The sequence below is a fragment of the Arthrobacter sp. 05T45 genome (assembly GCF_056395875.1).
On record NZ_JBFTKI010000018.1, the window covers coordinates 40,634 to 64,070 of the forward strand.

The following is a 23,437-nucleotide window of genomic DNA, read 5'->3' on the forward strand; positions in this document are numbered from 1 at the left end:
GCCTTCGCCTTCGCGTTCGTGAAGCTCGGCTGGGACCCGCGACGGCACCAAGGCTCGACACTTGAAGGTTCATGTGTATGATTCACGTGTCTGCGGTTCTGTCAGGCATCACTCAGCCTTCTTACAGGCAACACTATGGGGGTTCTCATGCGCGTCTTCAATCGCGTTCGGCCTTTGATGACTTTGATGGTCTTAGTGACCATGTTTACAACAATCGGTGCCACAGTCGCCGCCCCGGCACAGGCATCCGACATGTCAGGTCCCGTGCTCGCAAGCCAGTCGGTCACGTGGACAAACCTCAATCTTTACAAGGGTCCGGCGACCATCAACGTCACCATTCACCTGGTCGACGCCACAGCTGTGCAATCGCCGACCATGATTGCCAACTGGGTCGACCCTGACCCGTGGGGCTGGGTCAATGGGGGTGGCCAAAGCCAGGGCTTTGGCGGCATGACACTGGTCTCCGGAACGATTCAGGACGGCATCTGGAAGCACACCATTACTATCCCGCAGGGCGCCGCAACCGGACAGTGGGAGGTGGTGCTTTACCCACTGCGTGACACTTGGGGCAACGCCTCCAGCTTCTTCCAGACACTGAAAACCGTCACGGTCATCGACGAAGCACCTCCGACGGTAGTTTCCCCAGCCGCCGTGACCTTCACTGAGAAGGACGGCACCGCGGGCGACACCTACACGATCCCGGCCACGTCCGGCGTCGATTACCTCGTAGACGGCCAGGTTGCTTCGGCCGGCACGTTCCCCGGAACGGGCACAGTAACAGTAACCGCCAAGGCGCGGGCAGGCTATGCGCTGGCCCCCGATGCCGTGTCCTCCTGGTCAACGACGTTCAAGGGTCTTCTGGCCGCATCGACTCCGACCATTTCCGGCACCGGACAAGTCGGGTCCACGCTTTCGGCCACCGCCGGCAGTTGGGGACCTTCCCCGGTCGCCCTCGGATACCAGTGGTTCCGCTCGGGAGCCGCCATCGCCGGCGCCAACGCAGCCACCTACACCGTGATCCCAGCTGACGCGGGGAGTACCGTCACCGTAGGCGTCACCGGTTCCAAAGTCGGCTACTTGCCCGTGACTAAGAAGTCGGCACCGACGGCACAGATTGCCAAGGGCTCCTTTGCAGCCCCGGCACCGACGATCGCCGGAACGCCCCAGGTCGGCCAGACTCTGACTGCGAAGGCGGGCATCTGGGCTCCGTCGCCTGCATCGTTCAGCTACCAGTGGTACCGCGCCGGGGTGCTCATCCCGGGCGCAAGTGCGGTCACTTACACCCCCACCGCCGCTGACGTTGCGGCCACCCTCAGCGTCAAAGTGACCGGGTCCCTGTCCGGCTACAGCACGGTCTCGAAGACGTCCGCCCCGACGGCGGCAGTAGCCAAGGGTTCGCTGACAAGGTCCACCCCCACGATCACGGGCGTTCCCGCCGTCGGGACCACCCTCACGGCCGTCCCCGGAGCGTGGGGTCCCGCCTCGGTTACGCTCCGGTATCAGTGGTACCGATCCGGCGTCGCGATCACCGGCGCCACCTCTGCCACATACACCCCCGTGCCGGAGGACCTGGGAGCAATCCTCACAGTCAAGGTCACCGGGTCCAAGGCGGGCTTTACTACGTTCTCCCGAACCTCCGCCGCCACGGCTGCTGTGGTCAAGGGATCACTGGTCAGGGCCACGCCCACCGTCACCGGGACCGCCAAGGTGGGGTCCACCCTCACCGCTAACTCCGGCGTTTGGGGACCAGCACCAGTCACGCTCCGTTACCAGTGGTACCGAGCCGGCGTTGCAATCACCGGCGCCAACGCCGCTACCTACAAACCCACCACAACAGACGTAGCGAAGACCCTCACCGTCAAGGTGACGGGGTCCAAGCCGGGCTACACAACGTTCTCCCGAACGTCCGTTCCGACTGCCGCCGTGGCTAAATAGCGGGTTATATTCGCCCGACTACGACCACCGCGATCGCAAGGAAACCCCGCCAGCCAAAAGGTACTGGCGGGGTTTCCGTGTATAGATTGAAGCGGCCAGATGCCGGGCCGCCCGTCGGTGGCTATCCCGCGGGCCCGTTGCCCGGACCGTGCGGCTGCTCCTCAAAAGAGTGCCACCTCTAAGATGAGGCATGGACTTCGAGGACACGCTCTGGACGGTTCTGGGGGCCGGGCTGGTTCTGCTGATGCTCGTTGACGTCTTTCGTACGCTGCTTTATCCGCACGGTTCCGGTCCTCTGGGCCGGGCGATCATGCGCGGATTCTGGCTTGTATCGAGAAGACTGCGGGGCCGGGGCTCCTTCATCGCAGCACCCTTGGCGATGGCCGCTGTCATTGGCGCCTGGGCAGGCTTGGCGGCCATCGGCTGGGCTCTGCTATACCTGCCCCATCTGACGGACGGCTTTGTTTACGGAGCCGGGGTTCCGCTGCGGGCCGACTTTGCCGAAGCCCTCTACATCTCCCTGGTCACTCTTTCCACCGTGGGGTTTGGCGATATCGTGGCAACGCAACCACTGCTCCGGCTGGTTGTTGCCCTCGAGGCCGTCACCGGTTTCGGCTTGCTGACAGCAACGGTCACCTGGATCCTGCAGACTTTCCCGGCCCTGAACCGCCGCCGGGCCCTTGCCCACCAGCTGACCCTGTTCAGGGAGGCTGCAGGTCCGGCAGGTGTACTGGCCATGGATCCCAGTCACGCTGCCGGGCTGTTGGAGGCAATTGCCGGAAACGTGGCAACGGTGAGCATAGACCTGCTTGCGTTCCATGAAACCTACTACTTCCGTGAAATTGAGCAGCGCGGCTCCCTCCCCGCCACGGTGGCTTACGCCCAGGAGCTGGCATCCCAGGCCCAGCGCAGCGAGAACCCTGAACTGCAGTTCGCCGGACGGATGCTCCACGCGGCGCTGGACGGACTCGCGGAGGTCCTCCGAGGCAAATTCGGCCATTCCGGAGCCACATCTTCCGATGTATTCGACAGCTACGAGCTGCACCACCGGCACCGGCGGCCGGGGGATTCGCACACGAACTAGCGTGCGCGTAGCCGCTACTGCGTACCCTGCTGTTCTGACCGCGCTTCTTTGCCCTGTCCGAGCTGCGACGTCTGGCTCGAGGCCGGCCAGCCCGGCGCTGAAACCGGCTCCCGCGTTGGTGGCGGGAGCCGGTTCCCTCCGGCTTCGTAGCCGGCCGCAGCGATGCTATGAGTCGCTGATCGGTGCCAGACTCCGGCCTACGCGCGCTGCGAGATGTTGAAGATGTTGTCCTCGCTGTCCAGGAACCAGGCTGCCTTCCCCCAGTCAGCGGTGGCGACGCCGTTCTCCGTCTTCAGGCCGGGAAAATCGTAGTCTTCAAAGACGACGCCGCGGCCCCGCAGTTCTTCCATCTCGCGTTCCAGATTGTCCGTTTCCCAGCCGATCTGGGTGTTCTTCGCGGTCCCGGCATTCTCTGTCTGGTAGACGAGGAAGCGGGTTCCCTGCCCGCAGCTGTACATGACGCTGCCCTCCTCCATGGATTCGGAGGGTTCGATTCCCAGCTTGTCCCGGTAGTACTCCTTTGCCCTGTTGATGTCCTTCGCGGGGAGGACAGCGATGATGTTTGAATCCTTGAACATGATGATTCCCTTCAGTGCGTTGATGACCGCAGCGATGGCGATGCTCCCCCGGTTTCGGTCCCCGGGATACCTGTCCGGAGCCCGTGACCGCCCCTGCGCCGAGCCGGGGCAGCCACCTGGGACTCTCCAACGCCGCGCCACGCATCACCAGCGCGAGGGGTCCCCGAAGTTATGTGGCCATTATGGACCGATTTGGTCTTGCGGAAACAGGGGTGACTGGCAGTGGGCTGAAGGGTCGCTCTCCGAACAGGGAGCTGCAAAGCGCCGGTCCAACAGGGCGTGACGGAAGGCAAGCTGCTGACGCTTGCGGCGTGACGGGCGGCGGCCGCCGGTCCACTTCCGCCAGTGGCCGCACGATGCCAGAGTTGAAGGATGAATGCGGAGTCCGTTAATGAGGCAACGGGGAATGAGGAAACTGGCGGCTTGGTCCTGAACCTGGAGTGCACGCTCGCTGCTCCCCCGGAAGAAGTCTTCAGGATGCTGACGGAACCGGCCCAGCTGGTGAAGTGGTGGGGTCCACACGGCTTCATCATCCCTGCAGCCGACGTCAACCTCACCGAAGGCGGCCGCTACCGATTCAGCATGACCCCGCCGGACGACGAACCGTTCCACCTCTCAGGCGAGTTCCTGGAGATCGATCCTCCTTGGCGCCTGGTGTACACCTTCCGCTGGGAGGAACCGGCGCCGGATGACCGGGAGACCGTCGTCGACCTCTCCCTCGGGAGTACCGGCACAGGCACGCGCCTGGTGCTCTCGCAGGGACCGTTTCTGACGGAGGACCGGCTGGCCCTGCACCGCAACGGGTGGACCGAGTCGTTCGAGAAATTGCAGGCGGTCCTGGGTGGCGGCATCTAAGGAAGCCTGACCCGCTGCGGAGTTCCGGAACACGAACGGTCTTTCGCGTCTCCAGACCCGTCACCCTGCCCGGTTTCCTCGTGTTCACTCCCGGTCCAGCTCCCCGCACACAACAGTCCATCTCACCTCCCTACGGTGGTCGGGTCGCCGGCACGACGCCGGTAACGTCACCCGGGAGGAACCATCACCATGCGCACACCCCTGACTGCCGTGGCCACCGCCGCGCTCATCGCCTCGCTGGCGAGCCCCGCCGTCGCCGCTTCAAACCCCGAAGCCGGCTCGCCGTCGTCGAACGCCGCCACAACAAAGGCCGCAGAGGCAACAACGGCAATCAAGACCAATGAGAGCAACGGCTCCTTTGACCTGCAGGCGCACCGCGGCGGCCGCGGCGAGTGGACCGAGGAATCGCTGGCCGCGTTCGCCAACTCGCTGAAGCTCGGCGTGTCCACGCTGGAACTGGACACCCACCTGACCACCGACGGCAAGGTGATCGTCTGGCATGACGACACCATCCAGGCGGACAAGTGCCGCGACACCGCGCCGGCGACTCCCGGCGACGCGCAGTACCCTTACGTCGGTGACCGGGTGGCCGAGCTGTCGCTCGCGCAGATCAAGACTCTGGACTGCGGGTTCACCCAGCTCAAGGGGTTCCCGGAGCAGGACGTGGTGAAGGGCAACCGGATCGCCGAGCTCAAGGACGTCTTCCAGCTGGTCCGCGATGCCGACGCCAAGAAGGTCCGCTTCAACATCGAAACCAAGGTGGAAGACGGGAAGTCCGGCGGCGAGGGCATGGTGGCCCTGACCAAGGCCGTAGTCACGGAGATCTATACCGCCGGGATGGCCGGGCGCAGCACCGTGCAGTCGTTCGACTGGTCCTCGCTGAACCTGACCAAGAAGATCGCCCCGCAGCTGCCGCTCGTCGCCTTGTCCAGCGGCGACGCCTGGCTCGAGGTCGGCAAGCCCGGCGCCAGCCCCAACCTCGGCGGCATCGACATCGACACCTACGGCGGCTCGCTCGCCAAAGCAGCGGCAGCCCAGGGCTACGACGTCATCTCCCCCACCTTCGCCTCCGTCACCCCCGGCATGATCAAGGAAGCCCACGAGCTCGGCCTGCCGGTCATCCCCTGGACCGTCAACACCACGGCGGACATGACGCGCCTGATGGACCTCGGCGTGGACGGCCTCATCAGCGATTACCCCACCCGCCTGCGCACTCTCATGGAACAGCGCGGGCTGAAGCTCCCCAAGGCCTACCCGGCTATGAGCTAGCACCTCGATAGGCGGGGCGGCCACAGAAGTGGCCGCCCCGCCGTCGTCTTAACCCCTACGCCTGGTCCCAGACCCGGCGTAGGGGTTAAGACGACGGCGGGGCAGGATTTTCCCGGGATCGCGCTCCTCGCGCATGTGCACTGATCGAGGTGGTGGGCGGAGATGGACGCTGAAGTGGACACGCTCGTTGTGGGCGGAGGCCAAGCGGGTCTGGCCATGAGCTACTGGCTCGACCTGGCCGGCGTCGCGCATCACGTCCTGGAACGGCGCGCCGCCCTGGGCGGTGCCTGGCAGGACCGGTGGGATGGGTTCTACCTGAACACCCCGAATTTCTCGCTGTCGCTGCCGGGCATGCCCTTCTCCGGTCCGGACCCGGACGTCTTTATGCCGCGCGATGCCGTGGTGGACTATTTCCGGCACTACGCGGAGGCCATCGGCGCGCCGGTCCGCACCGGCACGGACGTCACACGCATCGCCGCCGCGGACAGCGGTGCCTTCGACGTGGAAACAACCCAGGGCAGCTGGCGGGCGCGCAACGTGGTGCTGGCCACCGGCGGCTTCCAGAAAGCGAAAATCCCTGCGTTGTCCGCACGGTTGCCGGGGCACATCGTGCAACTCCACACCGACGAGTACTGCAACCCGGGCCAACTGCGGGACGGCGCTGTGCTGATTGTGGGCACCGGCCAGTCGGGCGGCCAGATCGCCGAGGAGCTGCTGGCGGCCGGCCGCGACGTCCATCTGGCGGTGTCCACCTGCCCGGAGGCGCCGCGCCGGTACCGCGGCAAGGACACCTTCTACTGGATGATGCAGCTTGGACTGCACGGCCCCGAGCACGGGCTGAACGGACTTTCCGTGGAGCGGCTGCCCTCACCCGCGGCTCGGTTTGCCTGCAACCCGCTGTTGTCCGGCGCCGACGGCGGCCATGACATCCACCTACGGGATTTGGGCCGCCGCGGAATCCGGCTGCACGGCCACCTGGACGCAGCCGACGACGGCGACCTCGTCTTCAGCGATGACCTCGCCGAACGCCTCGCCACCATTGAGGCCGGCTTCAGCCAGCGCCTCCGACCGATGCTCGATGCGTACATTGCCGCTGCTGGGATCGAAGCGCCGGAGGCTGAACTCCGGCCGACCGACGACTGGGTTCCCTCAGAGCCGGCGCGGCTGAACCTGGCAGCGGAGGGCGTTACGTCCGTCCTGTGGGCCACCGGATACCGGCTCGACTTCGGCTTCCTCGACATCCCCGTACTGGACGAATGGAACTACCCGCGCCACAGCCGCGGCGTCACGGACTACCCGGGCCTCTACGCCGTGGGCCTGCCGTGGCTCACCGGGCACAGCTCGGCGGTCGTGGCCGGTGTGGGACGCGATGCCGAGTACATTGCCGGGCACATCGCCGGGCGCTGACAGCCCCTCTGATCGAACCGCCGTCGACGTCGAACGGCTGTCCGCGTTTCCCTGTGGGGAACGTGGACAGCCACTCTTGTTGCGCGCCGGCCCTGTTGTTTGTCGCCCGGTTCAGGCAACGGCCACGGCACCAATCTGCTGCATGAGGCCCAGGTTGTCCGTCGTGCCCCAGTGCTCGGCCACTTTTCCGTCCTCGACACGGATGATGTCAGTGCAATCGAACTCGACGCTCTTGCCCGTTGCCGGGATGCCGGCCAGGTCCCCGCGATGCGTACCCGTGAGAATCACATGGCACGCCTCCAGGTTTCCAGCCATCACCTTGGGCTCGATCTCTTTGACCTTGATGTCCGGGAAAGCCGACCGCATCGTGTTCACGAAGAACTTGACGCCGTCCTTGCCCGGCGGTTGCCCGGGCAGGGCCTCTTCGTGATCCACATAGCTGTCCGCGGCCAACTCATCAACGAGGGCGAGGTTTCCGCTCTCAATGACGTCCCTGTAAAACCGCTCAATCAATCCAACACCTTCAGACATTTCCGACTCCTTGTGGGCGCGAGACCGAATTTTGATCCCCCCAGCGCAGTGCCCCGGCAGCATGCGCAGACCACCCCGGAGGGACCCCCCGTTTTGACTCAGCAGGCAGGTTTGGCTCCGCAGGCAGGCATCAGCGATCCGCGTAGAGCGCCGAGCAACAGTGTGAAAATTCGAGTGAGGAACGGGCGAAACGCCCCGTGAAGGCAGAAGATATTCCGGTGCTTCGGGGCTGTCAAGATGCCTTGGGCTGCCGCCGCCGCTCCCAGCCCTGCCGACGCCGTCACCCAAGAGCAACGCGGGGTCACTTTGCGCCCATCCCAGCTGCCGGGATGGGCCGTAAGTGACCCCGTGTTGCTGTTGGAAGGCAGCAGGCGCCGCACGCCACGTTCCAACCATCCGTTGCACCTTCCCGTTTTATGCGCACGCCCGGAAAATACTCGACGCCTAATCGTCCCGGGCCAGCGAGAACATGGCGCCGGCTGTTATTCCGGCAGGGCTCCGATCTGCTGCATGAGGCTCATGGTGTCCGTGCTACCCCAGTGCTCGGCGATCTTACCGTCCTGGACGCGGACGATGTCGGTCCCGCCGAATTCGACCGTTTTGCCGGTCGCCGCAATACCCATCAGGTCGCCCTTGTGGGTGCCGGTCATCACAACATGGGCAGCCTCAAGGTTTCCATCGGAGAGAGTCGGCTCGGCTTCCTTGACCGAGATGTCGGGGAATGCGTTTCGGATGGCACTGGCGAAGAACCGTGCGCCCTCTTTGCCGGGCGGCTGTCCGGGGAACGCCGGTTCATGGTCGATGAAGTCGTCCGTGATCATTTCATCGACGAGGGCGAGGTTGCCGCCGGCGAGAACTTCCGAGTAGAAGCGATTGATCAACGTGCTGGACATTCTGGGCTCCTTCAGGTGCAAGAGACCGTTGTGGCTGTCCGCCGGCACTATCCATGGGCCCCGGCAGATGCGCCCGGGCTGAGCGCTGAAATTGATGGGAAACGGGGCGAATTGCCTCGTTAAGGCAGAAGATATTCCGAGGCTTCAAGGGTGTCAAGATGCGCTGATTACCCCCGTTTGTTGTGCCCGCCCCTGCCCCGCCGAATATTGTCACACCGGCCACGTAGTCTGCCTTCACGAGCATGAACCGTCCGGCAGGGGATGACATGGCTGACCCAATCCACGGGGCAATCGGCAGGGCACCGTCCCTGCCCGCGGCAGGTGCTTGGGTCCCTGAAGCGTTCGATTCGGATGACGCTGGCCGGGCGCAACATCCGCAAGCCGGTGGCGGGTTGACCGATGACGCCGTCGCTGACTACCTGCGCCGCCTGGGCCAATACGATTTGCTCACCGCCGAGCAGGAAGTGGAACTGGCGCAAGAAATCGAGGCGGGGCTATTCGCGGAACGGCTCTTGGCGGATGGCACATCGCGGCCCGGCCAGGATACAGCCGACCTTCGGACCATCGTCCTTCTGGGCCAGCGTGCCGCCGACACGTTGTTCCACGCCAACCTCCGGCTCGTCGTGTCGATCGCCAAGCGCTACACCCACCGGGGCCTCGACTTTGAGGACTTGATCCAGGAAGGAAACCTGGGACTCCATACGGCTGTCTGCAAGTTCGACTTCACCAAGGGTTTCAGATTCTCCACCCACGCCACATTCTGCATCCGCGGCGGCATCCTCAAGGCGCTGGCTGAACAGGCACGCCTGATCCGGCTGCCGGGGAACGTCGTCGACCAGCTGCAGAAGATACGGTCAGCGCAACGGACGGCCGCCATGACAGGGACCGTCTGCAACAAGGAAGATCTCAGCCAACTGACCGGAATTCCAACCGGAAAGGTTGAGTGTCTGCTTTCCGTGGACCGGCCGGCCTGTTCCTTGGACTCGTGGGTGCCCGACGGCCGGGGCGGGACCGAAGCCCTCGCCGAACAGCTGTTGGTTTCCTCCGACCTCGACGCAACCGATGCGCTCTTCCATCAACAGATGAAGGCGCAGGTACATGCCGTACTCAGCACGCTCGAGGTCCGGGAAGCCCAGGTCATTGCGATGCGCTTCGGCATCACGGGTGGCGGAGCGAAAACCTTAGCCGCGGTAGCGGAAACCTACGGCATGACCCGAGAACGCATCCGCCAGATCGAGGTCACCGCGATGGAGCAGCTCAGGGACCCGTCCCGGTCCGACGCCCTGCGGCAGTATCGGATTGAGAGTCAGGGCCTCTCCGGCGGGGAGTAGACGTCGGCTCGCGCAGCGCCGGACCTCAGGCCCGCCGCTCCCGCCACTGCAGCGACACGACAAGCACCACCGCGCCCAGCCCCAGCATCACGAACACCATCAGCCCCCAGTTCGCCTGCGTCACGCCGCTCCCATAGAAGATGCCGATCAGCACGGTCGCCGTGATCGCGCCGAGGTAGCGGCAGGTCTGGAAGATCCCGGCGGCCACCCCCCGCTCCTCCGGCCGGGTGGACACGTACATGCCCTGGCTTGAGGAAATGGCGACCACGCAGTACGGCACACCCAGCAGGGCGGTCAGCGCGAGCACCAGCGGGACGGCCAGGGAGACCGTCAGCAGCCACATCGCCGCAGACGCGACCAGGAGCAGCACGACGCCGGCGATCAGCACCCGCCGCACGCCGAACCGGTCGATCGCGCGGACCGCGAACGGCGTCCCGACCACGGAGATCGCGGCGAGCGGCAGCATCAGCAGGCCCACGACGCCGGGATTGTAGCCGCCCGCGGTCTGCAGCAGCTGCGGCAGCCCGAAGAACGCGAAGTAGTAGACGCCGTTGAACAGCGCAAAACCCAGGTAGACCAGCAGCAGCGGCCGGTTGCGGCCCAGCAGCCGCAGGTCCAGGAAGGGCGGGCTGAACCGCAGCTCCCGCCACGCGAACAGCGCCGCAAGGACCAGCCCGCCGCCCAGCAGCCACCACCGGTAGTCGGGCAGCACATTCAGCATCGCCATCATCACCAGCACCAGGGCACCGATGAAGGCCCCAATCCCGGGCAGGTCAGAGTCGCGCACCAGTTCCGACACCCGGCCGCGTTCCCGGGCACCGTCGGCCGGGGCAAAGCGCCGGACCACAAGGATCGCCAGCAGCGAGAGCGGGACGTTGATCAGGAACAACGCCTGCCAGCCCACCAGGCTCACCAGCAGGCCGCCCACCACGGGCCCGACGGCGGCCGCCGACGTGTTCGCCATCTGGATCCGGCCCAGCGGCCGGGTGGACTTCACGTTCGCCTCCCGCGCCAGCGCGGCGACCATGACGACGGCGCTCGGGTACGCCGTCGCGGTGCCGAGGGCCATGAACGCCCGCGCTACGCAGAGCAGCGCGAAGTTGGGCGCAAAAGGCGCGAGCGCGCAGGTCACGGCTACCAGGGCCATGCCCAGCAGGAACAGCCGCCGCGGGCCGAAGCGGTCCGCGAGCCGGCCCATCAGCGGCTGGCCGGCCGCGGAGGTGAGGTAGAACGCCGTGATCACCCAGGTGACCGTGGCGACGTCGAGCCCGAAGTCCTCGCGCAGCACCACCAGGGCGACAGCGATCATCGACGAATTCAACGGGTTCAGCGACGTGCCGAGGCTGAGTCCGGCGACGGCCAGGCCTGCACGGGGAGAGTTGCTCACGGCAACAGTCTGTCCTACGACGCCGGCCGAAATCGAACCGGACGACGCATGCCGCCGTCGTCGTCAATCTGGCGCCAGCCCTCCATGTCTAGCCGTTGTTCGCCGGGCTGGCCGCCGAGGTGATGAATGACGTGACCATGCTGAGGACCGGGCCGGCGGGAACCAAGGTCTGCCCGTGGTTGCGGCCAGGCAGTGCCTGGAATTGGGCCCTGGGCATGAGCTGGGCCGCCCGTTCCGAGTCCCCATACCGAAGCGGGTCGTCCGTGCCGGCGAGCAGCAAGGTGGGGGTGTCCATTGTCCGAAGAACGGCCTCCGGGATTCCGGGTTCGTCCTCACTCCGCCGGAAGTAGGCGCGCAAGGCCGCGGGGTCGTTGGCCAGCAGCGCGGCGGCCGTCTGCGGATCGAGGTCACGGCCCGTGGCGATACTCCATTGGCGCAGAAATTCCGGCATGCCGCCCCGGTCCAGGGCCTGGTCATATCCGGGGAAGAAGATCGATTCGATTTGCCCGGCCGGGGAGCGGTACGTGCCGCCCGCAGCCGTAAATGTCTTGACACGCTCGGGGCTGCTGGCCAGCAGTGAGAATCCGACTCTCGAGCCGGCAGAATACCCCACGTAGTGGGCTGCCTGCGCGCCGGCGGCGTCCAGGACTGCCACAACATCCCCGACGAGCAGGTCCATGCTGTAGGCATCTTCGTGCTGCGGCTTGTCGCTGCGGCCGTGTCCCCGCAGATCCAGAGTCACCACGTGAAAGCGCTCCTGCAAGGCCTTCGTGTAGCCCAGTCCCCGCCAAATGGCACGGGAGAGCCCGGAACCGTGCACCAGAACGATAGTGGGGCCGGCGCCCTGCTCCTGAAAGGAAATTCGGACACCATCCACGGCGTTGAAGGCATCACCCATAACGTACTGCTCCTCTCGGAGACCTCTTCGGTCGATCAGGTCGGGCGGAAGTCCTGCCGGATAAGGGTCTTGCCCGGCGTCAGGGTTTCCGGGCGATGACGTCGAAAATGTGCCAGTGCTTGGGACCGCGGAAGGATTGGCCGTCGGCGTCGTAGCTCTCGAACGTGAGGATATCCAGTCCCTCGAACAAGCCCCTGGCCTCAGCTTCGGTGTGGAAGTTCCATTCGGGAATGGCGGCCCAGGAATCCCGCTCGCCGAACAAATTCACGGCAATGACGCCGGAAGGGCCCAGCGCCCCCAGCAGCATCCGCCAAAGGCGGGCGAAGTTTTCGGGGTGGACGAAGGGCAGCGAATAGCTGGCCAGGATGAGCCCCGCCTCCGGGAGCGGCGGAAGGTCCTCGAACGGGCTTAGCTCGACGTCCAGCTGTTCGGCGAGCGCCGCGGGCACAGTTGCGAGCAGCTGGTCCCGGGTGTCCGGCTGTGAATCGACGGCGAGGACCCGCCAGCCGCCGTCGAGCATCGCCAGTGTTTCCTTGCCCGCGCCGCAGCCCAGATCTATGGCGCGGCGGCCGTTCCCCGGGCCGGCGAAGGCCATGGCGTTGAGGCACAGCGTGCGCACCCCACGGGTTGCCTGGGCGGCGTTGTAGTCCGCCCAGATCTTGCTGTCCGCGAGGCTGTCCACGGATTCAGTGTTGCACTGGCGCGGCGGCGAAGCCACTGCGCCAGTGAGGCCAGGGCTCACCGCCGCGCCGTCAACCTTCGACGTCACAGCACCTTGGAGAGGAACGCCTTGGTCCGGTCGTGCTGGGGATCGCTCAGGATCTGGCGGGGAGCCCCGGCCTCCACCACCACGCCGTCGTCCATGAAGACCAGGGTGTCGGCCACCTCGCGGGCGAACCCCATCTCATGGGTCACCACAATCATGGTCATGCCGCTCTTGGCCAGTCCCTTCATGACATCGAGCACCTCGCCCACCAACTCCGGGTCCAAGGCACTGGTCGGTTCGTCGAAGAGCATCAGCTTGGGGTCCATGGCCAAGGCACGGGCAATGGCCACCCGCTGCTGCTGGCCGCCCGAAAGGTGCGCCGGATAGGCATCGCCCTTGTCCCCCAGCCCCACGCGCTCCAGCAATTCCATGGCCCTTGCAGTGGCAGCGGCCTTGGAAATCTTCTTCACCCGCATGGGAGCAAGAATGATGTTCTCCACCGCGGTCAGGTGCGGGAACAGGTTGAACCGCTGGAAGACCATTCCGATTTCCTGGCGCTGGAAAGCAGCTTCCTTGAGCTTGAGTTCGTAGAGTTTCTCGCCTTTTTGGCGGTAGCCGACCAGCTGTCCGTCGACCGAAAGCCGGCCGCCGTCAACAACTTCCAAGTGGTTGATACAGCGCAGGAAGGTCGACTTGCCCGAACCGCTGGGCCCCACGATGCAGAGGACTTCCCCGGGGTCGACCTCCAGGCTGATCCCACGCAGGACCCTGTTGGATCCGAAATTCTTGGAAACCTTCTCCGCAAGAACCATTGGCACGCCCGTCATCCCTTACCTCCAAAATCTGTGCCGAGCGGTGCACCCGGTGCGCCAGGTCCGGCCGTCGGCGCCGGTTCGGGCGCGGCGGGTGCCTTGCCTGTCTTGATCCGTCCGGTTCCGCGGGAGAACCGCTTTTCGATGAAGTGCTGCCCGACCATCAGGACGGAGGTGAAGAGCAGGTACCAGAGCGAAGCCACAATCAGCAGCGGGACGGGGGTGAACGTCACGGCTGAAATGCCGCGGGACACTCCGTAAAGGTCGATGCTCAACGGGATCGCGGCCACCAGGGATGTGGTCTTGAGCATTGAAATCACTTCGTTGCCGGTCGGCGGAATGATGATCTTCATGGCCTGCGGAACCACCACATACCGCATGGTCTGGCCCCAGGACATGGCCAGGGCCGTTGAAGCCTCCGCCTGGCCCTCGTCCACGGACAGCAGGCCGGCACGCACGATTTCAGACATGTAGGCGGCCTCGTTCAAGGCCAGACCGATCACGGCGGTAATGAACAGGTTCGTGAAGATCTCGTTCGGGACGGTGACCCACGGCGTCGTGAACGGAATCCCCAGCGTGAACACCGGGTAGATCAGGGCCACGATGCCCCAGAACACCAACTGCACGTAGACAGGGGTTCCGCGGAAGATCCAGATGTACAGCCAGGCAATGCTCTTGAGCACCGGGTTTGGTGAGAGCCGCATGATGGCCAGCAGCAGGCCGATGACGATCGCGCCGATCATCGAGTAGATGGTCAGCCACAACGTCACCCACGCGGCCTGGCTGATCCGGCGGTCAAAAATGTACTTCCCGACATCCGGCCAGCCATAGTCCGAGCGCTGGGCGGCGTCCAGGACAAATACCGCCAACCCCAGCAGCAGAACCACGGCAATCACGATCCGCCACGGGTGCCGCAGCGGGATCGCGACGATCGCCTCCGCCGGCGAGTTGTCCGTGTCCTGCCCACCCCGGGCCCGCAGCTTCCTGTCAGGCTCCGACTCAATCATCCTGTCGGATTCCGGCTCGCTCATTTGCTATCACCCTTTGGCTGCCACGTTGAGAGTTGCTGTCTTGACGCCACCGGACTCGACGCCCCACTTGGACAGGATCTTGTTGTACGTACCGTCGTCGATCAGTGCCTGCAACGCCTTCTGCAGGACCGGGGTAAATTCGCTGCCCTTGGCCACGGGCATCCCGTACGGCGCCACCTCAAAGGCGTCGCCGGCGGTCTGCAGCTTGTCCTTGGTCTTGGAGATCGCATACAGAGTCACGGGCGAATCGGCGCTCATCGCATCGACCTGCCCCACCACGAGGGCGTTGGTTGCCTGGTCCTGCGCGTCGTACTTGAAGATGGTGATCGCCGGCTTGCCTGCATCCGTGCACGCCTTCGACTTGGCCGGCACCTCATGCGTGTCCTCATAGGTGGTGGCCTGGACGGCGACCTTAAGCCCGCAGGCGTTGTTCGGGTCCACATTCTTGCCCTTGGGCGACGCCCACTGGATACCGGCCGAGTAGTAGTTCACGAAATCGACCTGCTTTTCGCGTTCCAGTGTGTCGGAGAAGGACGACATTCCCATGTCGTCCTTCCCTGCCTTCACCGCCGGCAGAATGTTATCGAAGGTGCCGATGTCGAAGTTGACCTTCAACCCCATAACCTTGCCCAGGGCATTGGTGAGGTCCACGGACCAGCCTGCCGGTTCGCCGTTATCGTCCTTGAACTCGTTGGGCGGGTAGTTGTTGGCCATGCCGACGTTGAGCACGCCGGAGCTCTTCATTTTTTCCGGGAGCGAGGCAGCAATGGAGTCATTCTTTTGCACGTCGATGGCGTCAGCGGTACCGGATGCCGAGCCGGTGGCGGCGGGTTCGCTGTTGTTGACACAGCCCGAGAGCGAGAGCGCCGTGGCTATGGTCAGAACGGGAAGAAGGTATCGGGTGCGCATGGCTTCCTTAGCTGTTCAGGGATTCTCTAGGCTCCCGCAACGCTGCGGGAGGGCACTGCATGACTGCTTATTCAAAACTCAAGAATTTGTGTTTTCCGACGCTCTTGTCTCAAGAAGTTCTCCGGAATGACGAATATCCCGAAGAATTTCCCCGCCCCGGGCCTTCAACTCGGAAATACTGGAGACGCCCACTAACGTCATCGTACGCCGCAGTTCATCCCCGAAGATGTCGATGATGCGTCCGACGCCCGGTGAGCCGGCCGCTACCAATCCGTACAGGTAGGCCCGGCCGATCGAACAGGCATCGGCTCCCAGCGCCAGCGCCTTGAGGATGTCGCTCCCCCGTCGGATGCCCGAGTCCACGTAGATCTCGATCGAATCGCCCACCCGTTGCCGCGATTCCTGGAGGACGTCCATGGGGCTCAGCATGTGATCGAGCTGGCGGCCGCCATGATTACTCAACTGGACGGCGTCCAGGCCAATCCGGGAGGCCTTCGCGACGTCGGCCGGGTTGACGCAGCCCTTGAGCACGATTTTGCCGTGCCAGGCCTGCCGCAGGGCCTCAAGTTCCTTCCAGCCGCTGCTGGCATCCGAGTGGCCCAGGATGTGCTGCCACATGGTCGGGGTCACCACGGAGGAGGCGGCGGGGCTCTGCGGATCCAGGTTCGGGAAGCTGATGCCGTCCGACTTCAAAAAGTTGATCCACCAGGAAGGGCGCCGGGCGATGTCCGCGATGGTTGACAGTGTGAGCGCGGGAGGGGCGGTGAATCCGTTGTGGAGGTCGCGTTCCCTGGAACCCAGTGCCCGCGTGTCGACGCCGACAATCAGGGTGTTGAATCCGGCTGCCTTGCAGCGGGCCAGTTTGTTCTTCATCGCCTGGGCGTCGGAGGTGAGGCCAAAGTTGAACCAGCGGTCAAGGGACGGGTGGTGCTCTGCGATGGTTTCCATGGGCACGGTGCTCAGCCCGGCCAGCCCATAGGGGATGCGGGCCCGGTCCGCGGCGGCCGCGACGGCCAGTTCGCCCTCGGGATGGAACAGCCGGGTCGCCCCGGTGGGGGTCAAGGTCAGCGGCAGCGCGCTTTCTTCTCCGAGCAGGGTCGTCGTCGTGTCGGGTCCGGACACCGGGCCCCAGCTGGGCATGAGGGCCCAGGCGTCGAAGACGGCCCGGTTGCGGCGGAGCGTCACTTCGTCTTCGGATCCGCCGTCGAGATAGTCGAAAATCCCGGCAGGCAGGACCTTGCGTGCCGCTTTCCGGAATTCCTCGACGTTGTAGGCGCCCGCCAGCACGCGCCGTTGGCGGGACAGGACGGGGGCCTTCACCTGGACGAGTTGCCTGGCTTCGCTGATTTTCAATGACGGCCTTCCGTTGAACTGTGCTGCGTTATGGTTCAGCGTAGGAAATGAAGCTCCGCATCACCATGGAGTTATCGACAAATTGAAGGGCCAATCATTAGTAGCAAATACCAAACAGCTTCTTGGGTGTCCCGGTGACGGCATCGGAGGTGAAGACGCACGCGCTGCCTACCCTGGCCGACGTCGCCCGCTCGGCGGGCTCGGAAATACTCAGCCTCGTGGAAATGCCGTCAGATGACCGGCAGATTGTCGCCGGCTCGGTTCTCTACGACTCGACGGCGCGGCCCGCCAAGTTCCCGGGTGCCGTTGCCCTGGCCATTGGTTTGTCCCTTTCCGGGAAGCGTCTGGGCGCGAAAGTGCGGGAACTCAGCGACGCCGGGTACGTGGCGATCGTCTACAAATCCAACGGCACCTCGGACGAAGTCCTGCGGGCAGCCGCCCGGGACAACGGGATGGCGCTGTTCCGGGCCTCCGACTCGGTGCCCTGGAACCAGCTCGCGGAGATCATGGACGCCGCAGTGGTCCCGCACCGGCAATCGGGCCGGACCCTGGTGGACATCCGGCCCGGAGACCTGTTCGACCTCGCCAACACGGTGGCGGCCCAGGCCGGCGGCGCCATCGCGATCGCCGATCCCGAGCAGACGATCCTGGCGTATTCCACCCTCCCGGACCAGCCCATTGACGAGACCCGCCGGAGCTCCATCCTGAGCCTGCAGGTGCCGCATTCGGTGGAAACGGACAACGATTACCGCCGTGTCCATGCCTCCACCGATGCGCTGGATGTGGCCACGCAGGATCCCTCGCTCCGGCGCACGGCCATCGCGATCCGGGCCGGCGACTCCGTTCTGGGCTCGCTCTGGCTCCTTGAATTGGCGGACCACCACAACGAGGACGCCAACCGGATCCTGCGAGAAGCCGCCAACGTGGCCGCGCTCCACATCCTGCACAAACGGACCACCTACGTCTCGAACCTGACCCGCCAGATCGATCTCGTCCAGCCGCTGCTGTTCGATCCGAAACGCGCCGAACTGGCCGCCATCAGGCTCGGGATCTCGGCGCCGTCGATCCGGGTTGCGGCCCTGGGCGTCTGGCCGTCCGAGGCCATCGCGGCCGAAACGCTGCAGTCCCGCCTCCGGCTCTTCGACACCATCCGGACCGCCTGCGCCATCCGGCTGCCCTGGGCCGTCTGCGGGCTCTCGGACAACATCGTGTACATCGTCCTGCCGCAAACCACCGAAACCTCACGCCAATTCCAGCGCACCGCGCTTCTGAAGATTGTGCAGAATGCGCGGCGGCTGCTCGCACGCCCGGTCCTGGCCGCGCTCGGCGCCGCGGCGACGATCGACCGGCTGGAGGAATCCAGGGTCAACGCGGAACTGGTCTTGTCCGAACTTGTGCGCAACGTCGCAGAGGGGCGCATCGCCGCCGATTCCGATGACATCGTGGCCGACGACGACTCCCTCGGCTCGCGTCTGCTGCTGCGCCAGTTCGTCTCGGCGCTGACGGCCGCAGGCCAACTGCCCGGGGCGCACGCGCTGAGCATCGCGGCGTACGACGAACAGCACAGGAAGTCCTTCGAGGAGACGATCTACGCCTACCTCAGCTGCGGCGGAAACGCGATCGACGCCGCCAAGTCGCTGGATGTGCACGTCAACACGGTCCGGTACCGATTGTCCCGGGTGGAGCCGCTCTTCGGCATAGACCTCGACGACGCCGAAACGCACCTGCTCGTGTGGCTGCAGTTGTGGGCACGGCACAACTAGTCGCCGTCGTACACGGTTCAGGCCAGATCTGCCGAGGCTACGATCCCCCGCCGGCGTGCGGAGGAACGGCGGACGACGGCGCAGACGGCGCAGACACGTGCCGGCCCCACGCCAGCTCGCGGAGCCGGACCAGATCCAGCGCCGGTTGGGCCGGCGGGACGCCCGGACGGTTCCGCGGAACCAGTACCCGCAGTGCGCGGGGTTCGATGGTGCACCGTACCGGTGTGCTCATCAGCAGAGCCTCACCGTCCACTCCGACGGGGATATCGGGCACGTCGGCGTCGACCACCACCTCCGCCGCGGTGCGTTGGATCAGGCCGCGCTTCGTGGCACGGCGCAGCAGGCCAACCGCTTCCCGGGTGTTGGCGGCGGAAATCGCCACCGCGCCGAGCACGCCGCGGTCCAGCCGGGTTCGGCGGCCCAGGCCGGCGAGGTCATTGCTGCCGTACGGACCGTTGCTCACCAGCACCGCCTGCGGGCCGTCCACCGTCTCCCCGTCAGCCTGCGCCCGCAGCCGCGCACCCTTATCGCCCCTGATCAGGTCCGGAAGCATCTCCAGCACGGTACCGGCCTTGTCGTCCCGGTACGCAGGGCTCTGCACCACCTCGGCGTACACCCCGAAGGATGCGTTGTTGACGAAGGTGCGGCCGTTGATCTTGCCGAGGTCGACGTGAAGCTCCACCCCGTCCCGGAGGGCATCGAGGCAGCCTGTCGGGTCCTCGCGGTCCAGCCCGAGATCCAGGGCGAAATGGTTGCGCGTGCCGGCGCTGATCACCAGGAACGGAAGGTTGTGCTCGGCCGCAATGCCGGCCACCAGCGCCTGGGTTCCGTCCCCACCGGCGACGCCGAGCAGATCGGCCCCGCGTTCCACGGCCTGCCGGGCCAACGCGTCGACGTCGACCGGTCCCGGTCCCTCAAGAAGCGCCACCTCGGCGCCGAGTTCTTCCGCCTTCCGCTGGAGGTCGAACTTCACCACCTTGCCCCCGCCGGAACGCGGATTCATCACCAGGAAAGCATGCTGCCAGGCAGGGGCGGGGTGCTCGGGCATGGCTTTGCCCTCACTCCTTTCCCGGAGCGCGGCGCGGGCACAGACCAGGGCAACGAATGCCAGCGCAGCGGCAATCGCCACCTCCCGGAGCAGGCTCCCCTGGATGTAGAGAGCCACGACCACAAGGGGTGCGAGTACCGCCAGCGCCAGCGCAAACCAGCGCAGAAGACCGCGGCTGATGAGGAACCAGTAGATCGCTGCCACGGCCACCAACACGGCGCCCAGGCCGGTCGTGACCAGCGCAATAGTGCCTGCCAAACCCGCCGCCACCAACGGGACAGCCACCGCGAGGACAACTGCGGCGAAGGCCCCCCTGGCCCACCACCGCCGGGTCTTTGGGACCTCGTCGAAAGGGATGACAGTCATGTCCTGCTCCTTGCGGTAATCCGGCCCCTGGAGTGGCTTCGACCGGTCTCGCCGCCTGCGGCTGGGCCGTCAGGTCTTGATTTTCGCCACGGTCATGAGGATCGCCGAATCTTCCTCGGCCTCCAGGCTGTGCAGCCCCTCGGGCACGATCAGCAGATCGCCGGTCTTGCCCTGCCACGATTCGTTGCCGGCCCGCAGGCGCACACAGCCGCGGAGCACAAACACGGTCGCCTCGCCGGGGTTCTGGTGCTCGCTCAGCTGCGTCCCCGCCCTGAACGCCATGACGGTCTGGCGCAAGACTTTCTCATGCCCGCCAAACGCAGTGTCCGCAGCCCGTCCGCTGGGTGCCGCAACCGCGGCAGCCAGCTGCTGCCGGGCAAGGGCATCGAGCGATATCTTCTGCATGGGGCCACCCTACTCAGAAACCGGGCCCCTGCCGAGGGTCCTTCGCCCCGGACCGGCCACGGACCGGCCACGATACCGGCCGCCGGAAAGCTGCAGCCCTAGTAGGCCACGTCGAATCCGCCGAACTCCCCCGTCGCGGCCGAGACGGATTCTTCGACGTCCTCCACCCGGCCGGGCGCCTCCGGCGAGCGCAGCCAGCGCCGCAGTTCCAGCACCACGGACTGCGGCCCCTCGGCCACGATGCCCACGGAGCCGTCGGTGTTGTTCCGGACCGTGCCGCTGAGCCCCAGTTCCTCGGCCTTCCGGACCGTCCAGTAGCGGAAGCCGACCGCCTGGACCACACCGGACACCCGCGCGTTCAGCCGCACCGGCTCGCCGGAATCCGCCGGAAACTGCACAGGATGTTTGCCCGCCATGTTCCCAATGTAGCGCCCATCCGGGCGCCCGGTTTCGGCACACAGGGTTTGGTGCTGCCGCCCCAGTCTCATCCGCCAGACACCAAGGGACCTTTGCCTCTTTCCCGGGGGCGCCGTCCACGAAAGGGTGGCTACCGGCACTGCAGCGATTTGTCGAAGACCCGGCAACAGCACAAAGAAGTGCTCTTACCCTCCACCGGCGGTCACCACCGCTAGACAAGGACAAGACAATGGCTGGACAGTTCGAAATCTTCACCGACGCGGAATCCAATGTACGGTTCCGGCTCCTTGCCGCCGACGGGACCGTGTTGGCGATTTCCACAGCATTCGACGACAAGCGCCAGGCAGCGGACGGCATCATGGCCGTGCGCGAGTGCGCCGGCACCGGGCTGATCCGGGAGGTCGGCAGCAACCCGTGGACCGGGCAGCGCGGCAGCAGGAACGCCTCGCCGACACCTGCGGTCCGCGAACACCGTCACCGCCACCGGCACCTGCCCGCTGTCTAACCCAGCGTCGTCTAACGCAGCTACTTCGCCGGTTCCGTCACGGCGCCAGTCCCCGTGCCCGTGGCCGCGCCGTTGCCCGCCGGACGCAATGACGTGATCATCTTCCGGACGTCCTGGTACTCCGCCGTGCTGGCGTAGAGCTTCGCCTTCTCCAGGTACGGCAGCCCGGGGTCCCCCGGCGTCGTGTTTTTCCCGGGGTCATACGCCTGCCCGAACAGCGCGCCGCTGGGCGGCCAGAGGAAGAGCTGGAACATCGGACACGACGTGGGCCCGGTCTCCTCCGGCATCATGGTGATGCCGTACGACGCGTAGGTGGGCGGCGAAGCCTCCGCCGCCCCGAAGTCGCCCCGGGCCTCGAAGACGTAGCGCGGCGGGCTCTGGTCCGCCGCACCGGGTTCGGCGAGCGCCTGCATCGGCTGAGAGTCGATGAGCAAGTAGGGCTGTTGATCGCCGCATTCGGCGCCCGTGACGATGTTCGTGCGCAGCGCGGCCATCTGCTTCCCGGCGGCGTTCACGACGTCCACGAACTCACCGCCCAGCGGCGCCTCCCCCGCAGGGTCCCGGATCTCCCACGCGGCCGGGTAGTCGAAACTCAGCGTCCCGTCCGACGTCGTGAACGTCTTCCAGCCGGACGACGACGGCGGGAGGGCCGACGTCGTCGGGGTTGCCGCCGCGGGGCTCCCCGGAGCCGTTCCCGATGCTGTGTCCGTGGCTGACTCCGACGGCGTGGTTCCCTGTGTCCCCTGCGACGAGTCTCCCGACTGGGTGTTTCCCGGCTGGTCATTTCCCGGCTGGGTGCCTCCGGCAGGCGGACCTGCGGACGATGCCTCCGGCGCAGCGCCGGATGTCGCAGGGGGCGCCGCCGGTGAGCCGCAGCCGGCCAGCAGCAGGGCCGCGAGCACCAGCGCCGAAACAAACGGAGCCGGAACCGCAGCCGGTGTGAGCCGTCGCCTCGCCATGAGCCCGGGCCGGCCCTACTGCCCCGCCGGGCGCAGCGAGGTGATCATCTTCCTGATGTCCTGGTATTCGGAGGTCTCCAGATAGGCCTCCGGGGTGTCGACAAAGGGCTCGTTGCCCGGGGTGGTGTCGAAGGGGTTATAGACGCCCCCGAACGACGCTCCGCTGGGCGGCCAGGTGAAGAACTGGAAAATCGGGCAGGCATCGGGCCCGGACGGCTTGGGCGCGGAGCTGATGCCGTAGGCCATGACGTTGGCCTTCGCGGGGTCCTTCTCGGCCGGATACAGCCGCAACTCAAAGATGAAGTGCGGCGTGACGCCCTGCTGGGCCAGGGCCGGAACCTGCACCAGATCGAGCACCTGGTAGGGGATCCGCTGCGTGCATTCCGCGCCCGGGGCGACGTTGGTCTTCAAGGTGGCCAGCGACTTGCCGCCCGCGTTCAGGACCTCCAGGAACACGCCGCCGGGTGCCGCCTCGGCGCCGCGGTCCTTGACGGTCCACTCGGCGGGGTGATCGAACTCGAGCTTCCCGTCCGGGGTCTTGAGGCTCTGCCAATCCGCCGCCGTCGGCGCCGGAGTGCCCGGCGCCGACGGCGGCTCGGTCGGCGGGACATCGACGGCGCCGCTGCTGGCCGGTGCGGACGTCAGTGGGGGCACGGTAGGCATCGACGGCGACGTCGGCCCCGGGCCCGCGGGCGCACCGCAGGCGCCCAGCAGCGCCGCAACCAAGAAGCCGGCCGACGCTGCCGTGCCGAACGCCGCGAGTCGACGCATGTCACCCTCCCCCTGGGATTCAAGTGGTTCGACCATTGTGGAGCGTCCGTCGGCAAAATCAAGAGGCAAAAGTCCCGGAGTGGCGGGCCGAACTCTGTCCGGGCCCGCGGCCGGAGTGCGCTGGACTGCGATGGTCCGCGCCGGAACCTGCCGAAGACTTGCCGTGCCCGCCGGCTCCTGCAGCGGCGTGAGGAGACCCACGTTGACATCCCGGCGATTTCAGT

The 23,437-nt window shown here is 65.9% G+C and carries 23 protein-coding genes; 8 read left to right on the forward strand and 15 right to left on the reverse strand.

What is annotated here, in order from left to right; translation table 11 throughout:
* Positions 1–201: 201 nt before the first annotated feature.
* Positions 202–1,935: a hypothetical protein gene (locus AC1DGD_RS15810; protein WP_476857453.1), complete on the forward strand. Its 1,734-nt coding sequence runs from the start codon at positions 202–204 to the stop codon at positions 1,933–1,935.
* A 190-nt stretch (positions 1,936–2,125) separates the two neighbouring features.
* Positions 2,126–3,019, forward strand: coding sequence for a potassium channel family protein (locus AC1DGD_RS15815; protein ID WP_476857454.1), 894 nt, complete (start codon positions 2,126–2,128; stop codon positions 3,017–3,019).
* Between the two features lie 197 nt (positions 3,020–3,216).
* Here AC1DGD_RS15815 and AC1DGD_RS15820 read toward each other — a convergent pair whose 3' ends face one another.
* Positions 3,217–3,597 carry a VOC family protein gene (locus tag AC1DGD_RS15820; RefSeq protein WP_476851618.1) on the reverse strand — a complete coding sequence of 127 codons (381 nt, stop codon included), beginning with the start codon at positions 3,595–3,597 and terminating at the stop codon, positions 3,217–3,219.
* A gap of 423 nt (positions 3,598–4,020) precedes the next feature.
* Between AC1DGD_RS15820 and AC1DGD_RS15825 the strand changes: the two genes are divergently transcribed.
* The 3 genes from AC1DGD_RS15825 to AC1DGD_RS15835 all read left to right on the forward strand — a co-directional run bounded on the left by AC1DGD_RS15825 (position 4,021) and on the right by AC1DGD_RS15835 (position 7,128).
* Positions 4,021–4,452 (forward strand): SRPBCC family protein, encoded by a 432-nt coding sequence (locus AC1DGD_RS15825; RefSeq protein WP_476857455.1) that lies wholly within the window; start codon positions 4,021–4,023, stop codon positions 4,450–4,452.
* Positions 4,453–4,641: 189 nt separating this feature from the next.
* A complete protein-coding gene (locus tag AC1DGD_RS15830) occupies positions 4,642–5,721 on the forward strand; it encodes a glycerophosphodiester phosphodiesterase family protein (protein ID WP_476857456.1) in 1,080 nt (359 codons plus the stop codon).
* A 162-nt stretch (positions 5,722–5,883) separates the two neighbouring features.
* Complete coding sequence (locus tag AC1DGD_RS15835; RefSeq protein ID WP_476857457.1) at positions 5,884–7,128, forward strand: flavin-containing monooxygenase; 1,245 nt, start codon at positions 5,884–5,886, stop codon at positions 7,126–7,128.
* A gap of 111 nt (positions 7,129–7,239) precedes the next feature.
* On the opposite strand, the gene AC1DGD_RS15840 is transcribed toward AC1DGD_RS15835, so the two are convergent.
* Positions 7,240–7,659 carry an ester cyclase gene (locus AC1DGD_RS15840; protein ID WP_459384038.1) on the reverse strand — a complete coding sequence of 140 codons (420 nt, stop codon included), beginning with the start codon at positions 7,657–7,659 and terminating at the stop codon, positions 7,240–7,242.
* A gap of 482 nt (positions 7,660–8,141) precedes the next feature.
* Positions 8,142–8,552 carry an ester cyclase gene (locus AC1DGD_RS15845; protein ID WP_476851623.1) on the reverse strand — a complete coding sequence of 137 codons (411 nt, stop codon included), beginning with the start codon at positions 8,550–8,552 and terminating at the stop codon, positions 8,142–8,144.
* A 266-nt stretch (positions 8,553–8,818) separates the two neighbouring features.
* Between AC1DGD_RS15845 and AC1DGD_RS15850 the strand changes: the two genes are divergently transcribed.
* Positions 8,819–9,883, forward strand: coding sequence for a sigma-70 family RNA polymerase sigma factor (locus AC1DGD_RS15850; protein ID WP_476857458.1), 1,065 nt, complete (start codon positions 8,819–8,821; stop codon positions 9,881–9,883).
* A 25-nt stretch (positions 9,884–9,908) separates the two neighbouring features.
* Here AC1DGD_RS15850 and AC1DGD_RS15855 read toward each other — a convergent pair whose 3' ends face one another.
* The 7 genes from AC1DGD_RS15855 to AC1DGD_RS15885 form a co-directional block, all read right to left on the reverse strand.
* A complete protein-coding gene (locus tag AC1DGD_RS15855) occupies positions 9,909–11,270 on the reverse strand; it encodes an MFS transporter (RefSeq protein ID WP_476857459.1) in 1,362 nt (453 codons plus the stop codon).
* 88 nt (positions 11,271–11,358) lie between these two features.
* A complete protein-coding gene (locus tag AC1DGD_RS15860) occupies positions 11,359–12,168 on the reverse strand; it encodes an alpha/beta fold hydrolase (protein ID WP_476857460.1) in 810 nt (269 codons plus the stop codon).
* 79 nt (positions 12,169–12,247) lie between these two features.
* Positions 12,248–12,850 (reverse strand): class I SAM-dependent methyltransferase, encoded by a 603-nt coding sequence (locus AC1DGD_RS15865; RefSeq protein ID WP_476857461.1) that lies wholly within the window; start codon positions 12,848–12,850, stop codon positions 12,248–12,250.
* Between the two features lie 83 nt (positions 12,851–12,933).
* Positions 12,934–13,701: an amino acid ABC transporter ATP-binding protein gene (locus AC1DGD_RS15870; protein ID WP_275959779.1), complete on the reverse strand. Its 768-nt coding sequence runs from the start codon at positions 13,699–13,701 to the stop codon at positions 12,934–12,936.
* Positions 13,698–14,717 carry an amino acid ABC transporter permease gene (locus tag AC1DGD_RS15875; RefSeq protein WP_476857462.1) on the reverse strand — a complete coding sequence of 340 codons (1,020 nt, stop codon included), beginning with the start codon at positions 14,715–14,717 and terminating at the stop codon, positions 13,698–13,700. Before AC1DGD_RS15875 ends, AC1DGD_RS15870 begins: the two co-directional genes overlap by 4 nt.
* A gap of 6 nt (positions 14,718–14,723) precedes the next feature.
* The gene (locus AC1DGD_RS15880; RefSeq protein ID WP_028277463.1) at positions 14,724–15,626 is read right to left on the reverse strand and encodes an ABC transporter substrate-binding protein; all 903 of its coding nucleotides are present in this window, start codon (positions 15,624–15,626) and stop codon (positions 14,724–14,726) included.
* Between the two features lie 78 nt (positions 15,627–15,704).
* Positions 15,705–16,979 carry an alpha-hydroxy acid oxidase gene (locus AC1DGD_RS15885; protein ID WP_476857463.1) on the reverse strand — a complete coding sequence of 425 codons (1,275 nt, stop codon included), beginning with the start codon at positions 16,977–16,979 and terminating at the stop codon, positions 15,705–15,707.
* Positions 16,980–17,113: 134 nt separating this feature from the next.
* Between AC1DGD_RS15885 and AC1DGD_RS15890 the strand changes: the two genes are divergently transcribed.
* On the forward strand, positions 17,114–18,742 hold the full coding sequence (locus AC1DGD_RS15890) for a PucR family transcriptional regulator (RefSeq protein ID WP_476857464.1): 1,629 nt from the start codon (positions 17,114–17,116) through the stop codon (positions 18,740–18,742).
* Between the two features lie 37 nt (positions 18,743–18,779).
* On the opposite strand, the gene AC1DGD_RS15895 is transcribed toward AC1DGD_RS15890, so the two are convergent.
* The 3 genes from AC1DGD_RS15895 to AC1DGD_RS15905 form a co-directional block, all read right to left on the reverse strand.
* Positions 18,780–20,156: a diacylglycerol/lipid kinase family protein gene (locus AC1DGD_RS15895; protein ID WP_230009345.1), complete on the reverse strand. Its 1,377-nt coding sequence runs from the start codon at positions 20,154–20,156 to the stop codon at positions 18,780–18,782.
* Between the two features lie 69 nt (positions 20,157–20,225).
* Complete coding sequence (locus AC1DGD_RS15900; protein WP_026538519.1) at positions 20,226–20,561, reverse strand: cupin domain-containing protein; 336 nt, start codon at positions 20,559–20,561, stop codon at positions 20,226–20,228.
* 98 nt (positions 20,562–20,659) lie between these two features.
* Positions 20,660–20,977 carry an acylphosphatase gene (locus AC1DGD_RS15905; RefSeq protein ID WP_043436330.1) on the reverse strand — a complete coding sequence of 106 codons (318 nt, stop codon included), beginning with the start codon at positions 20,975–20,977 and terminating at the stop codon, positions 20,660–20,662.
* 230 nt (positions 20,978–21,207) lie between these two features.
* Between AC1DGD_RS15905 and AC1DGD_RS15910 the strand changes: the two genes are divergently transcribed.
* Positions 21,208–21,483, forward strand: coding sequence for a YegP family protein (locus AC1DGD_RS15910; protein WP_476857465.1), 276 nt, complete (start codon positions 21,208–21,210; stop codon positions 21,481–21,483).
* Positions 21,484–21,503: 20 nt separating this feature from the next.
* Here the strand turns inward: AC1DGD_RS15910 and AC1DGD_RS15915 are convergent, their stop codons facing one another.
* Positions 21,504–22,442: a hypothetical protein gene (locus AC1DGD_RS15915; RefSeq protein ID WP_476857466.1), complete on the reverse strand. Its 939-nt coding sequence runs from the start codon at positions 22,440–22,442 to the stop codon at positions 21,504–21,506.
* Between the two features lie 15 nt (positions 22,443–22,457).
* Complete coding sequence (locus AC1DGD_RS15920) at positions 22,458–23,213, reverse strand: hypothetical protein (RefSeq protein WP_476857467.1); 756 nt, start codon at positions 23,211–23,213, stop codon at positions 22,458–22,460.
* Positions 23,214–23,437: the final 224 nt, after the last annotated feature.